General features: G+C 39.2%; 10 protein-coding genes. 4 read left to right on the top strand and 6 right to left on the bottom strand.

The window, feature by feature from the left end; genetic code table 11:
• Positions 1-91: 91 nt before the first annotated feature.
• Both C9J46_RS09000 and pepN read right to left on the bottom strand, forming a co-directional pair.
• Complete coding sequence (locus C9J46_RS09000; protein ID WP_006645627.1) at positions 92-316, bottom strand: DUF2835 domain-containing protein; 225 nt, start codon at positions 314-316, stop codon at positions 92-94.
• Between the two features lie 126 nt (positions 317-442).
• Positions 443-3,067, bottom strand: a complete 2,625-nt coding sequence (gene pepN / locus C9J46_RS08995; RefSeq protein ID WP_107287390.1) for an aminopeptidase N — start codon at positions 3,065-3,067, stop codon at positions 443-445.
• Between the two features lie 673 nt (positions 3,068-3,740).
• Between pepN and pncB the strand changes: the two genes are divergently transcribed.
• Positions 3,741-4,940: a nicotinate phosphoribosyltransferase gene (pncB, locus tag C9J46_RS08990; RefSeq protein ID WP_107208143.1), complete on the top strand. Its 1,200-nt coding sequence runs from the start codon at positions 3,741-3,743 to the stop codon at positions 4,938-4,940.
• Between the two features lie 153 nt (positions 4,941-5,093).
• On the opposite strand, the gene C9J46_RS08985 is transcribed toward pncB, so the two are convergent.
• The 4 genes from C9J46_RS08985 to C9J46_RS08970 form a co-directional block, all read right to left on the bottom strand.
• A complete protein-coding gene (locus tag C9J46_RS08985) occupies positions 5,094-5,759 on the bottom strand; it encodes a lipocalin family protein (protein ID WP_107208142.1) in 666 nt (221 codons plus the stop codon).
• Between the two features lie 200 nt (positions 5,760-5,959).
• Positions 5,960-7,963, bottom strand: coding sequence for a carboxy terminal-processing peptidase (prc, locus tag C9J46_RS08980; protein ID WP_107246664.1), 2,004 nt, complete (start codon positions 7,961-7,963; stop codon positions 5,960-5,962).
• An 18-nt stretch (positions 7,964-7,981) separates the two neighbouring features.
• Complete coding sequence (gene proQ / locus C9J46_RS08975) at positions 7,982-8,614, bottom strand: RNA chaperone ProQ (RefSeq protein ID WP_107208140.1); 633 nt, start codon at positions 8,612-8,614, stop codon at positions 7,982-7,984.
• A gap of 109 nt (positions 8,615-8,723) precedes the next feature.
• Positions 8,724-9,182, bottom strand: coding sequence for a GAF domain-containing protein (locus tag C9J46_RS08970; RefSeq protein ID WP_107208139.1), 459 nt, complete (start codon positions 9,180-9,182; stop codon positions 8,724-8,726).
• 84 nt (positions 9,183-9,266) lie between these two features.
• Here C9J46_RS08970 and C9J46_RS08965 point away from each other — a divergent pair, with 84 nt between their 5' ends.
• From C9J46_RS08965 to C9J46_RS08955, 3 genes are all read left to right on the top strand, one after another.
• Positions 9,267-11,099, top strand: coding sequence for an ABC transporter ATP-binding protein (locus C9J46_RS08965; RefSeq protein WP_107208138.1), 1,833 nt, complete (start codon positions 9,267-9,269; stop codon positions 11,097-11,099).
• 117 nt (positions 11,100-11,216) lie between these two features.
• Positions 11,217-12,413 (top strand): paraquat-inducible protein A, encoded by a 1,197-nt coding sequence (locus tag C9J46_RS08960; protein WP_107208137.1) that lies wholly within the window; start codon positions 11,217-11,219, stop codon positions 12,411-12,413.
• Positions 12,394-15,021 (top strand): MlaD family protein, encoded by a 2,628-nt coding sequence (locus C9J46_RS08955; protein ID WP_107287389.1) that lies wholly within the window; start codon positions 12,394-12,396, stop codon positions 15,019-15,021. Before C9J46_RS08960 ends, C9J46_RS08955 begins: the two co-directional genes overlap by 20 nt.
• The last annotated feature ends 79 nt before the right edge of the window (positions 15,022-15,100 follow it).

Below are 15,100 nucleotides of genomic sequence, written 5' to 3'. Positions count from 1 at the left end.
CTACCTTAGGTAAGTATAGGTATGCAATTTTCTGTCCGAGTTTCAAATAAAATACATGATAACAATTTAGCTATGATAAGAGATGTAAACACTAATCAGACAATTTAGTTAATGTAGTCAGTTTATTATTATCATCGACAGCAACTTGAAAACGCCCTCGTACACCCATTTGCGTTAAATACGGACGTAAACGCACAGCGGGCAATTGAAGTTTTAATCCATTCTCTGTCACCACAACAGCACTACTTGCTGCACCAGAATAGTGTTGTAAGAAAACTTGATAACTAATATTTACTCGAAAAGTAAAGCTTCGCATAATCCCTTTTATCTCGTTATTCGTTCAATAGCCCAATATAGAAAAAGCCAAGTCCCCATTACACACTCCCTCATAGAAAGTGTTTAGTAATAAGGTACTTGGCTCTATTATTTAGCGAATTATGATTTATTGTTCAAGCGCTTTATGCACTTTCTCAAACAGATCTTTTGCTAAGTTATCTAATGCCGCTAACTTCTCAAGCTCGCTACGCATTAATTGCTGACGTGTTTCATCGTATTGGCGATACTTTAAGAACGGCTCAATTAATCGTGAAGCTACTTGTGGATTACTGGTATTTAATGCCGTTAGAATTTCAGTTAAGAACGCATAACCAGAACCATCTTTCGCATGGAAATGCACTGGGTTATTGGCACAGAAACTCGCCACTAAACTGCGCGTGCGGTTAGGGTTTTTCAAGCTAAACGCTGCGTGACTCATAGTATTACGCACATTTTCTAACGCATTATCAGCAGGATTTGTGCCTTGTAGCATGAACCACTTATCCATAACCAAGCCATCGTGAGTCCACTTATCACTAAAGTCTGACATTTGTACTGCGCGACAAGCTAATTGCGCATTATTTGCAGCAGACATAGCAGCCATCGTATCAGTCATGTTGTCAGCAGCTGCATATTGTGCAATCACTAAATCATTACCTAGCGCTGTGTGTGCTAGATAAGATAAACACTTGTTACGCAATGCGCGTTTAGCCATAGCATCATGATCAAGACTGTATTCGCCTTGCGCTAAGCTACGATAAATCGCGAGTAATTCATCTTCCATTTCTGTCGCTAAAATCTGAGTTAACGCACCAACAACCTTATTGATTGCATCAACATCAACTTGCTTGTACCAGCCTGCGATTTCATTCTCGCTTGGCAGTGTTAGCATTTCAGCAATAAATGCAGGATCAAGATTTTCATCCAATAATGCGCCACGGAAAGCATCAATAACCGCTTCAGGTAATTGAACTGACTCACCAGCTTGAACAGCTGCCACATTGTTACGAATGTATTTCGCTAATAGCATTTGGCCAGCATCCCAGCGTGCAAACTCGTTACGCGCGTGGATCATCAAGAAGATCAACTCTTGATCTGAGTAATCATATTTTAAGATCACAGGTGCAGAGAATTCACGCAGCATCGACATCACAGGCTGTTCCGCAACATTCTCAAATACGAAAGTTTGCTCTGCTTCTTTTACATCTAACACGTTGTGAACAGGCATACCATTTGATTGAAGTGCAATAACCTCACCTTTGCTATCATATAGTTCGATATCAAACGGAATGTGAAGTGGTAGCTTTTCTTCTTGCCCTGCTGTTGGGGCTGTGTGCTGCTTTATAGTGACGTTGTAACACTTAGTGTCTGCATCATATGACGTATCAACTGTAACAACTGGCGTTCCTGCTTGACTATACCAACGACGGAAGCGAGACAGATCAATACCTGATGCATCTTCCATTGCTTGAACAAAATCATCACAAGTTGCAGCTGTTCCGTCATGGCGATCAAAGTACAGCTTCATACCTGCTTGGAAATTTGCTTCACCTAGCAAGGTATGCATCATACGGATCACTTCGCTACCCTTTTCATACACTGTTAATGTATAGAAGTTATTCATCTCAATCACTTTTTCAGGACGAATTGGGTGCGACATTGGGCCACGATCTTCAGCAAACTGTGGACCACGTACAATACGAACATTGGCAATGCGATTTACTGGACGAGAGCCAAGATCTGATGAGAATTCTTGATCACGGAATACAGTTAAACCTTCTTTTAAGCTTAATTGGAACCAATCACGACAAGTAACGCGGTTACCTGTCCAGTTATGGAAGTATTCATGACCAATCACAGCTTCAATACCTTGGTAATCAGTATCCGTTGCTGTTTTAGGGTTAGCGAGAACGAATTTAGAGTTAAAAACATTCAAGCCTTTGTTTTCCATGGCGCCCATGTTGAAGAAATCAACGGCCACAATCATGTAGATATCTAAATCATATTCAAGACCAAAACGCTCTTCATCCCACTTCATTGAGTTTTTCAATGAAGTCATGGCGTAATCTGCGCGATCAAGATTACCTTTATCAACGAAGATTTCGAGCTCTACGTTACGACCACTCATTGTGGTGTAGTTATCACGTAAAACGTCAAAGTCACCTGCCACTAAAGCAAAGAGGTATGAAGGTTTTGGGAATGGGTCTTGCCATTGTACCCAGTGACGACCATTGTCTAAGTCACCTTCAGCAATACGGTTACCATTACTAAGTAAATAAGGGAATGCTGCTTTATCCGCAATGATCTTAGTTGTGAAACGAGCCAGTACATCTGGACGATCAAGATAATAAGTAATCCGACGGAAACCTTCTGCTTCACATTGAGTACAGAAACCGCCCCCCGACTTATACAGCCCTTCTAATGCAGTATTTGCTTCTGGATTAACGGTTGTAACGATCGTTAAATCAAATTGAGCAGGCAGATCTGATAAAGTTAAGTGGCTGCCTTCTTGAATATATGACGTCCATGTTTTGCCATTGACAGAAATACTCACAATGGCAAGTTCATCACCATCAAGTACAAGTTGGGCATCATCGTTATCACTAATACGAATAACCTTGCTTTGCGCTATCACCGTTGTATTGGTGTCAAAAAGGTCAAACGTTAAATCGATATCTGTAATAGTGTAATCCGGTTGACGATAATCGGAACGATATTTAGCAGTAGGTTGTAAAAATGCCTGCTCTGTCATTATTATATTTCCTTTTATAAAGGCTCTACCAAACCTTGCATCAATAGACAGGTGTTAATAGAACGACAAACAATTTTCATAGTTTGATACTATAACGTTCAAACAAGAATTAATATCAAATATATCCGATAGTTTTATCTTTAACGGTCAATTTCTTAGTTTTCGCAATTAAACGATTAAAAATAAATCAAATTTCAATCGACATATCTAACCTCAGCCTTTTCTGGATATAAATTAATCAATTGTTCTATGTAAAGTACAATTTTTAAATAAAGAAATACTGTTTTACTCACTATTAATAATTATTATTTATCCCGGAAAAGTATGAGTAGTTAACTGCCAAACACTAGAAAACTTTTAAAACACTCAGTATTAATGAATAAACTCCCCGTCAAGCTATAGTTTATATATTGCTCGTAACGATAAGAGAATTAAAAACTCATAAATAATGCGTAAGCTATATATTTAGTAAGTAAACTTCATGAGTCTATAAAGCCTAATGAGAATGGTTATACTTGACGAACATCACATCTTAGTTCACAATCAGTCGTAACCTAAGGCATTAATAAATTCTATTTTTTATTTATCTTCAATAATATAACCCATTGAATAATAATAAAATCACGTTACAGATAGATTTATTATCACTTCTAATAAGTATCTACAGCCAGATATGAATAATAACCAACACAATATTGGGGTTATCAACTCCCTGCTTGATACTGATGCGTATAAATTGCATATGCAACAGGCAATTTTTCATCAATACCCAGACGTTGAAGCAGTGGCTGAATTCCACTGCCGAAGCGACGAAGATCTGCGCCCGTACTCTCAAGAGATCAAAGATCAAATCGCAAACATCGCAGCGCTCTCTTTTGCTGACGATGAAATCAATTATCTATCAACATTAACTTTTTTCAGTGCTGACTATCTTAAGTATTTACGAAATTTTCAACTAAATGCAGATGATGTTTGTGTTGATGATTCTGGTGAACAGCTATCTATTATCATTCGTGGTAAATGGTTGGATGTGATCTTATGGGAAGTTCCTCTTCTCGCAATTATTTGTGAAGTGCGCTGTGCACACTTATATCCAAATGCTACGCCCGAAGATGCCATTAAACAATTACAAGAAAAAATTTCACGCTTCTACCACAATGCACAAGATACAGATTTAAGTGAATTTTCGCTGGTAGATTTTGGCACTCGCCGCCGTTTTTCTAAAGCCGTTCATCATAAAGTTGTTGATTACTTAAAAGAAAACATGCCAGAGTTCAAAGGTACTTCGAACTACTATCTTGCATATACTCGTAATTTAACACCGGTTGGAACTCAAGCTCACGAATGGTTCCAAGGCCATCAGCAATTAGCCGGTGAGCTTGCTGATTCTCAACAATTAGCATTAAATCGTTGGCTACAAGAATACCCTAACGATTTAGGTATTGCGCTCACCGACTGTATCAATATGGATGCTTTCTTACGTGACTTTGATAAACGTTTATCTGAACGTTTCATTGGTTTACGCCATGATAGTGGTGATCCTATTTCTTGGGGTGAAAAAGCCATTGCACATTACAAATCATTAGGCATTGACCCAAAAACAAAATCACTGGTTTTTTCTGATAGCCTTACACTTGATAAAGCACTGAACATCTTTAAGCATTTCAACCACCAAATAAACGTAAGTTTTGGCATTGGCACACAGCTAACCTGTGATTTACCAAATGTAAAAACATTGAATGTTGTGTTGAAACTAACTGAATGCGAAGGTCGCCCTGTAGCAAAAATTTCAGACGAACCCGGTAAGAGCATCTGTCGGGATGAAGACTATTTAGATCAGCTTCGTACTGCATTTAATCTCGCTAACGAATAAAACTTCATCTATTTTCAAATTAGAAAGGCGAACAAGTTATCTTGTTCGCCTTTTTGTTTGCACATCATAACCAATGCTATATTTGTTGATATTATAAAAATTATGGAATGACCTTCCCTTTCACCACTAGCATTGTCGCTACATTAATAAAAATTATTCTCGTTGTAATATCGCTTCCATTCCAAAATGAGTATTCGTTAACGTTAGCGTGTCATTGCTACTTAATTCAAATTCAGAATCGTGTTGCCCATCTTCATATAATAAAACCAGTTGGTTATCTTCAATATAATAAATACCACGATGCTCTTTTGATTTTCCTTGATCATTTGAGACTTCAGCAGAGAATAAAAAATCAGGGCGTAACGTGAGTGAAAGTTCAGAAATACTGTGGTCAACATCAGAACCTGATATCATTGAAGTTTTCCAATTACCTGGTAGATTTTCAGGGGCTAACTTAGTAAATCTTGCACCATCTAACACGAACTGATTATAACTAAGCATATAAGTATGCATTTGATCTTCTTCGCCTTCGGTGACAAAAGTAATATTGGTTTCGTCAATATCATACTCACCTGACCATTGTTCTATTTTTCCATCAATACGAAGTAAACGCATTGCAAATACATAGTCAGATTTAAACATCACATGCATTGCACGATAACTTTCACCTTCACTTTCTACACCGGCTTCTGTTGAGCTAAACCAATACCAATTACCTAATAAAAATGGATAGTCAAACTCCGTAATATCGTCGGCAATGATTGGGCGGCTAAATGCGCTAAAGAAGAATAACACGGTAATAAAGAATAGTTTTTTCATAGGCTTCCCCTGTTACTAGAACAAAGTGCATGTACTTTAAAACTAGTTGGTAAAGCTATTTTGCGATGAAAAATATGCGACAGATCACATTTAAATATGCAACAAGTCTTATTTATGAGATTATTACAGTAACAAAGAGAAATAAAAAAGCGCCCCATGAAGGAGCGCTTATTTATGTGTTGCTGGATACTATCAGAAAACTACGATGATTTTATCTTGGTTAAGTCAGCGGTAATACCAATGGCTTCATCCAAATATGCATCAGGTGCTTCATAATCTTTTGGTACTGCATCTAAATCAGCAAACGGTTTTTTACCGAGTACTTTTTGACGCTTATTTAAACGTACCAATCGATCAGCATCTTGTTTATCTTGCTCAGCTAAACGCATTTTTTCATTTAATGAAATTCTATTGATATCTTTTTCCTTTTTATAGGTTTTGATATCTTCATTAATGAAACCAAACTCCATATCATTCTTAATTCGTGCAAGGTGTTCTTCATTTAACTTAGGAAGAATTGACGAATAATTATGAAGTTGTTGATATTTAGCCGGTTTAATACTATCCCACGGTAATGCATTATCTTCTACACTTTCACCGGTTTCAGACGGATCAATTGCTGTTGGGAAAGAGATATCAGGCACAACACCTAAATTCTGAGTACTACCACCATTAATACGGTAGAACTTTTGAATTGTATATTGTACATGACCCAGTGGCTTATCGAATAAATCATATAAATGGTTTAAAGAACGATGCTGCTGCACAGTACCTTTACCAAATGATTGTTCACCAAGCACCACTGCTCGACCATAATCTTGCATTGCCGCAGCAAATATTTCAGATGCCGATGCACTATAACGGTTAATTAGAACAGTTAACGGCCCATTAAAGAAAACTTGATTATCTGAATCACTGTTTACTTTTACGCGACCATAACTATCACGAACTTGAACAACAGGCCCGCTTGAAATAAATAAACCACTTAATGCTGTCGCTTCAGTTAATGCACCACCGCCATTGTTACGAAGATCAATAACGACACCATCAACTTTCTGCTCGTTAAGCTTAACCAATTCTTTCTTGGTATCTTCAGATAAACCGACATAGAAACTTGGTACTTCAATCACACCAATTTTCTTGCCTTCAACAGTTTTCACTTCCGATTTAACGGCACGATCTTCTAGACGAATTTTGTCTCGAACAATAGTGACAGTGTAACTCTTGCTGTTCTTACCTTCAGGTAAAACATCAAGAATCACTTTACTGCCTTTCGGACCTTTGATTAATTGGACAACATCATCTAAACGCCAGCCAATAATATCTACAATTTTTTCGCCATCTTGACCAACACCAATGATACGGTCACCCGCAGCCAGCTTTTTAGAGCTCGCAGCAGGTCCACCAGCAACAAGGGATTGAATCGTCGTATAATCATCTTTCACTTGCAGCACTGCTCCAATCCCTTCCAAAGAAAGGTTCATTTCTGATTGGAACTGCTCAGCATTTCGAGGAGATAGATAACTAGTGTGAGGATCAACTTCACGCGAGAAAGCATTCATGTATAACTGGAATACATCTTCACTATGGGTTTGCGTTAAACGTTTAACGGCGTTGTTATAACGTTTACCTAGTGTTTCTTGTATTTCTTTCCAGTTTTTACCTGCCAGCTTTAAATTCAACGCATCGTATTTCACACGCTTACGCCAAATTTCATTTAACTCAGCTTGATTTTCTGGCCACTCAAGTTCAGAGCGATCAATAACAAAGTCTTCATCTTTATCGAATTTAATCTCTGTATCTAATTGCGAGATCGCAAACTGATAACGGTCAAAACGACGTTGAAGGACTTTATTAAAAATATCAAATGCACCCGATGTATCACCAGATTTCAATTGATCATCAAACTGATTTCGCCAGCGTTCAAATTGCTTTACATCAGAAGCAGTTAGAAAGCTTTTATTATAGTCGAGCATTTCGATATAACGATCGAATACCTGACTAGAGAATTTATCATCAAGTGAAAAATGCTTGTAATGAGAGCGGGTAAAGCGTGACGCTACCCTCTTACTCGCAGTTGCGTGCTGCTGCTCTGGTGCAAGTTGCGGCAAATCACTTAATGAATACTTAGCCTCTAAGGCTTGCGCTGAAGCTGCCAGCATCATGCCGGCAGCAATCAGTGAGAAACGGAATCGACAATTCATGCGTCGCGCATTCTCCCTTTATGAACGCAGGTGCTCCGCTTTAACAGCCATTACTAAGCCGTTATTTAAGCGAACACGCACATCGTCCTTGTTAATTTCGACAATAGTTGCCGGCATGTTACCTGAGCCCATATTCACTTGTACGTTCTTACCAACAATAACTTCGTCAGCTTTTAGTACAGGTGTAGTCTCAACTGGCTTCTTATTAACTTTAGCCGTTTTTGGCTTAATGTTCTTAGGTTTAGCAGTTTTTGCGCGAGTTTTTTTCGCATCGCCTTCTTTAGCTGCTTTAGCGATAGCCTGCTCTTTACGACGAGTACGTACTTTTGCTTTGCTTTCTTCTAAGGCTTTAAGTGCGTGATCAACGTGTTCTTGCTCAAGTACATCACACTCATTTCCATCAAGATCAACACGACTTACACCAGCTTTAACGCCGTGAAGGTAACGCCAGGAAGATGTGTATTGACGTAATGCTGTACGTAGTTGAGTCTTACTGATTTTTGGATCATCACTTAAGCGCTCAGCAAGATCTTGAAAAATACCGATCTTAAGTGGTTTAGCTTCACCCTCAATAGTAAAACATTTTGGGAAACGCTCAGCAATATATGCAATAACTTCTTTACTGTTCGTTAACTTTTCAGAGTTTTCCATGGACTTTCCTGACATAAACGAGATTTGCTCGTTATTAGTGCTTTGTTCAAAAAGAAATAGTGGGGCTATTATAATTACCTAATAAGGAAAAACCACCGAAAGCATGAAATTAGAGTACTTTTTGTAGCTCTGTAACCAAAGAAACTAGACCTTGTTCATCATTTTGGTCAAATCTTGACAAATCTGGACTATCAATATCCAGTACACCTATACATTTTTCCCCTATATTTAATGGGATAACGATTTCAGATTGACTAACTGCGTCACAAGCAATGTGCCCAGGAAAGGCATGAACATCATCAACACGGATGACTCTGTTATCTTTTACTGCCGTACCGCATACCCCGTTACCGACAGGAATACGAACACAAGCAGGTTTTCCTTGAAATGGACCAAGTACGAGCTCATCATTTTTTAATAAATAAAAGCCAACCCAATTTATGTTCTCTAACTCCATATTCAACAACGCACTAATATTAGAGAGATTGGCAATGAGATCTGATTCACCTTCAACTATCGCTAAAGCTTGAAGTGTCAGACGGTTATAAAAAGAACCTGTATTTTCCATAGCATACGCCTTACATAATCGTTAAAATGGAAACACTTAACAATAATAGGAATCATTATCACTGTGAAGCATTCATTCCCCACTATGATTAATTGGTCTTGGCTTTTTATTCAAGCTAAAAAACATCGTCCCCGCCTTATCACCGCGAATATTATTGCTGTTATTGCCACCTTGATTAGCGTACCAATTCCATTACTTATGCCATTAATGGTCGATGAAGTATTACTCCATAAACCAGCTGAAGGGATCCAATATTTAAACCACCTTCTTCCCGAACAATGGCAATCACCTACTGGCTATATCTTATTAGTGTTATTTTTAGTTGTCTTAATGCGTACCGTAAGCCAAGCATTGAACATTTTACAAAGCCGCCAATTCACACTGGTATCAAAAGAGATCACCTTTAATTTACGTCAGCATTTATTGGATAAATTAGGGCGTATTAGCATGCGCCAATATGAAGAAAAAGGCAGTGGCGGCATTACTTCGCATCTTGTCACTGATGTTGAGACTATCGATAAGTTTGTCGGAGATACGTTAAGTCGTTTTATTATCGGCTTGCTCACCGTTGTTGGTACTGCTGGCGTTTTATTATGGTTAGATTGGCGACTCGGGCTATTTATTCTCATCATTAACCCTATTGTTGTTTACGCTTCAAAAATGATGGGTAACCGCGTTAAAAACCTCAAGCGTCAAGAAAATCAATCTTATGAAAAATTCCAACAACGTTTAGTCGAAGTATTAGATGGCATATACCAATTGCGCGCATCTAATCGTGAGCGTGAATTTTTAGCTCAACTAAAATCGCACGCAAATGATATACGCCACAGTGCTGATAAGTTTGCATGGCAATCAGAAGCGGCAGGACGCATCTCTTTCTTATTATTCTTGGCGGGTTTTGAAGTATTTCGCGCCGCTGCAATGTTAATGGTGCTTTTCAGTGGCTTATCTATCGGTGAAATGCTGGCTGTCTTTAGTTACTTATGGTTCATGCTTGGGCCTGTACAAGAGTTATTGGGGATTCAATTTTCTTGGTACAGTGCATCTGCGGCCATGCAGCGTTTAAATACGCTGTTAGATTTAGAAGAAGAAGTTCGCCCTACCGCTACCGTTTATCCCTTTAATCACAATGAAGCACTGGATATTAAAGTAAGAAATGTCCGTTTTTCTTATGACAATGATAAACAAGTGCTGCGAGGTTTAAATATTGATATCCCTGCAGGAAAACGTGTTGCTCTTGTAGGTGCATCAGGCGGCGGTAAATCAACCTTAATTCAATTACTGCTTGGCATTTACCAAAAGCAATCAGGTGATATTTTTATTAATGGTCACCCGATTGAGGCGGTCAGTTATGAATCTCTTCGCGAACGTATGGCTGTTGTGCTCCAGCAGCCCGTCTTATTCAACGATACATTACGTCATAACTTAACATTAGGTGGTGAATATACTGATGATGAACTCTGGAATGCATTAGACATTGCTCAACTTACAGACATGACAGAGCGGTTAACGCATGGCCTAGACACTGAAATTGGTCGACAAGGTATTCGTTTATCCGGTGGTCAGCGTCAACGTTTAGCGATTGCCCGTATGATCTTATCTAACCCTGACTTTGTTATTTTAGATGAAGCAACATCAGCGTTAGATACTTCAACAGAAGCTGCACTTCATAAAGCGCTGAATGGTTTTTTAAAAGATAAAACCACCTTAATTGTTGCCCACCGTTTATCTGCCGTTAAACAAGCTGATTTAATCTATGTCTTAGAAGATGGATTAGTCAGTCAATCAGGTACACATACTGAGTTAGTGAGTCAACATGGGTTATATCGAACACTTTACGGTTCAATTCAATCACCTAATAATGATGTTGAACAAACAGATCAACAACTTCCAGTAGCAAGAATCGGTACAAAATAATATAGTACCCATCCTTGACGCTCATGGGCTATCATTCACTATGTTTTTACAAACGTGTGAATTTTTATTTCGTGAGCGTTTTTATATCTCGCTCTTTTGCAAAGGAAACAACGTACTATGTCAACGGCCAGACGCTGCCCCGGTTGCAATTTACTCGTGCTCCCTGAGGTGGCTCAACAAGGACACAGTGCTTACTGTCCCCGTTGCCAAACACGTTTATATCGTGGGGGAACAGCAAGATTTAATGCAGAACTGGCGATTGCCGCAGCGGGTTTAATCCTTTTTATTCCAACCATTACTTTACCGTTAATCACAATACGATTATTCGGACAGATGATCCCTGCGACACTTCCATCTGGCGCCATCACACTTTCAGAAAATTTTCCTGGCGTTGCCGCATTAATCTTATTTTGTAGCGTTATTGCCCCGCTATTAGTCATAGGGGCGGTTTTTAGCGCCCAATTTTCCCTTAAATTTCGTCACTTTACTCTATTTAAAGCATCAACATGGGTTCTTCACCATTTAAAGCAATGGGTGATGCTCGATGTTTTTTTAGTTAGCCTCGCCATTGCTTGTTTTAAAGTCCAAGAAGTCGCAGAGATTAATATCGGTCTTGGGCTGTACTGTCTCATTACCTTACAGATATTATTTCTCGTGTTACTGACTCGTATCAGTGTTCGTCGTTATTGGGATGCGTGGCAACCTGAAAATGAACATATTAGTGATGACTTAGACACACTTTGTACGACCTGTCATTTAACGCAAGAACACCTGACCCATTGCCGCCGCTGTAATAGTCCATTACACGATCGCATTCCACATTCTATTCAAAAAACATGGGCATATTTAATTTCAGCAAGTATTTTTATCTTGCCTGCTAACCTTTATCCCATTTCAATTTTCATGAATAACGGTAAGCGTATTGAAGATACTATCTTTTCAGGTGTTGCTGAACTCGTCAGAACGGGAATGACAGGTATCGCAGCAATCATCTTTATTGCCAGTATTGTTGTCCCTGTCGCGAAAATTCTAAGTTTGGCTTATATCCTTTTAGCCGTACAGTTCAAACGAAAAACACACCACCTATTACGTATGCGACTATTTCGTGCCGTACACTGGATAGGTAAATGGTCGGTAATGGATCTTTTTGTTATCGCCATCATGGTCACATTAATCGACCGTGGGCAAGTTCTTGATTTCACGCCGGGACCTGGGGCAATTGCCTTTGCCGTCGTGGTAGTATTAACAATGTTAGCAGCAGAAAGTTTAGATTCTCGCCTGATATGGGACAATTATGAACAACGATCCAAATAACGAACAACCCAAAAAGGTGAAAATTCGCCGTGATCGGGGGTTATCACCGCTGTGGCTGTTGCCGCTATTAGCATTAATACTTGCTGGTTGGTTACTGTATAAATCAGTTAACGAAGCCGGTGAACGTATTCAAATCCACTTTAACGATGCCGTGGGTTTAGTCGCTGGAAGAACGACTATTCGTTATCAAGGCCTTGAAGTGGGTATTGTACGTGATATCAGCCTATCAAAAGATCTTAAGAGTATTTACGTTACTGCCGACATTTATCCTGAAGCGGTAAACATTCTTCGTAAAAATACCCGATTCTGGCTAGTCAAACCTAAGGCATCTATAACGGGTATATCAGGCTTAGATACTCTTGTTTCTGGTAACTACATTGCGTTATTACCCGGTGATGGTCCTGAAGCTACGAAATTTACAGCATTAGAAAACCAACCTGCAGATACGCCATTAGAAGATGGCTTAAAGCTGCAATTAAAAGCACCGAATCTTGGATCGATCAGTATTGGTTCGCAAATTTTTTATAAGAAGATCCCAGTCGGTGAGGTTTTCAATTACACCCTTAGTGATAACAAAAAAGAAGTCCTTATTGATGCACTAATCAAACCCAAGTATGCCAACCTTGTTACTGATAAAAGCCGTTTCTGGAATGTTAGTGGCATGCGTGCGGATATCGGTTTCAACGGTGTTGATGTGCAGTTTGAAAGCCTGTCAGCATTAATCGCAGGTGCTATTGCATTTGATTCACCAGATAAAGGTAAAGTCATTGAAGCAAATCATCTGTTTAAGCTCTACCCCGATATCAATACGGCCGGTCGTGGTATTGCTATCACGATAACCTTGCCAGATAACAATGATATTAGCGATTCAGGTTCACCAATCATGTATCGTGGCTTACAGATCGGTAAAATCACCGATGTAAGCCTTGATGAAAAAACCAACAAGATTATCGCACATGCCGCGATTGAACCTAGCATGCGTGAGTACTTAAATAGCGGCTCTCGTTTATTACTCGAAGAAGCTGAAGTATCACTTAATGGTGTTAAGAATATCGGCAATCTTGTACGAGGCAATTTCTTACGTTTAATACCGGGTAAAGGCGAAACTTCACGTCAATTTACAGCTATTACCCGTGACACATTAGAAGAGCAACAACCCGGTGTAGCAACCTTCAAACTGTATGCTGATAAAAGTTTTGGTATTAAACGTGGCACCAAATTACGCTTTAAGGGATTAGATGTCGGGCGAATCACTAACGTTGAATTAACCGGTGAGCGTGTAAGCTTTGATGTCTTAGTTCAACCTGAGTACACCCATTTGATCAGAAGTGGTAGTCGATTCTTCGTTGATGGTGGTGTCGATGCCAGCATTTCGAGCAAAGGTATTGATGTTTCTATTCCGCCAGCCGATCAATTAATCAGCAGTGCGATTAGCTTCACTTCTATCGGTAGCAAAAAAATAAACAAAAGCTACACCCTATTTAAAAACCGAAGTCTTGCCGATCTTGCGGATGAAAAACTGAAAGGCTATAGCAGCATTAGTTTATTTGCTGAAAAGTTACCCCCCGTATCTGAAGGTAGTCCAGTACTTTACCGTAACTTACAAGTAGGTGAAGTGAGTGACTTTGCTTTGAAAGATAACGGTGTGAGCATTAAATTAAATATCGAGAAAAAATACCGTCATTTGATCACTAACCACACCGTATTCTGGAACCGTTCAGGTATCGAAGTAGAAGCAGGATTAAATGGTATTAAATTAGTGACCGATCCCCTATCCACGCTTATCAAAGGTGGGATTGCTTTTGATAACATGAAGCAAGTGACTAACCGTATCGGTTCTAAATACAAGCTTTACCCAAGCTTAAGTTCAGCGCAACATTTTGGACAGCTGATAACTTTAACAGCCGATGATGCACGATCTGTCTCTAACAATACTGAGATCAAGTTCCAAGGCGTAACCATTGGTAAAATCATTAACATCGAACCCGATTTTCATACAAACAACGTGAAAATACAGGCTCGTTTATATCCGAAATACGCTCAAAAAATCGCAAAGTCAGATAGCTACTTTTGGGTGGTTAAACCAAAGATCAGCTTAAGTGGTAGTGAAAACTTGGATTCGTTGCTGAGCTCTTACATTGCTGTTCAACCTGGGAAAGGCTATTTTGCTGATACTTTTAAGCTTGGTTCGGCAGAGTTGTTTGATTCCCGCGTCACGATAGTATTAGAAAGTGAAGAGCGTGATTCAATTAGCGAAGGTACACCATTGCTCTACCGTGATATTCAAGTTGGACAAGTGGTTAACGTTTCACTCGGTGACTTAGCCGACCGTGTCATCATAAAAGCCCAACTTGAAAAACAATACCGCCATTTAGTGCGAAAAAACACTGTATTTTGGAACACCTCAGGTGTGAATGTTGATATCGGTATTACAGGTGCCAACATAAAAGCAGGTACATTTGATAGCCTATTACGTGGCGGAATTGCCTTTGCAACCCCCGAAAAGCAACCACTTGAACCACAAGTTAAAGCAGGAACACACTTCTTACTACATAAAGAAGCAAACCCTAAATGGTTAGCATGGCGTACTGCAATTCCTGAGAGTTAACAGCTAAAATCAAACAAAATAAAGAGCACTTCGGTGCTCTTTTTTATTCAGAAAAAACCTTTATTACGCTTTGTATTAG

It is taken from the genome of Photobacterium sp. GB-36, from assembly GCF_003026135.1.
Taxonomy (GTDB): domain Bacteria; phylum Pseudomonadota; class Gammaproteobacteria; order Enterobacterales; family Vibrionaceae; genus Photobacterium.
This window is presented reverse-complemented; position numbering and strand designations above follow the sequence as displayed.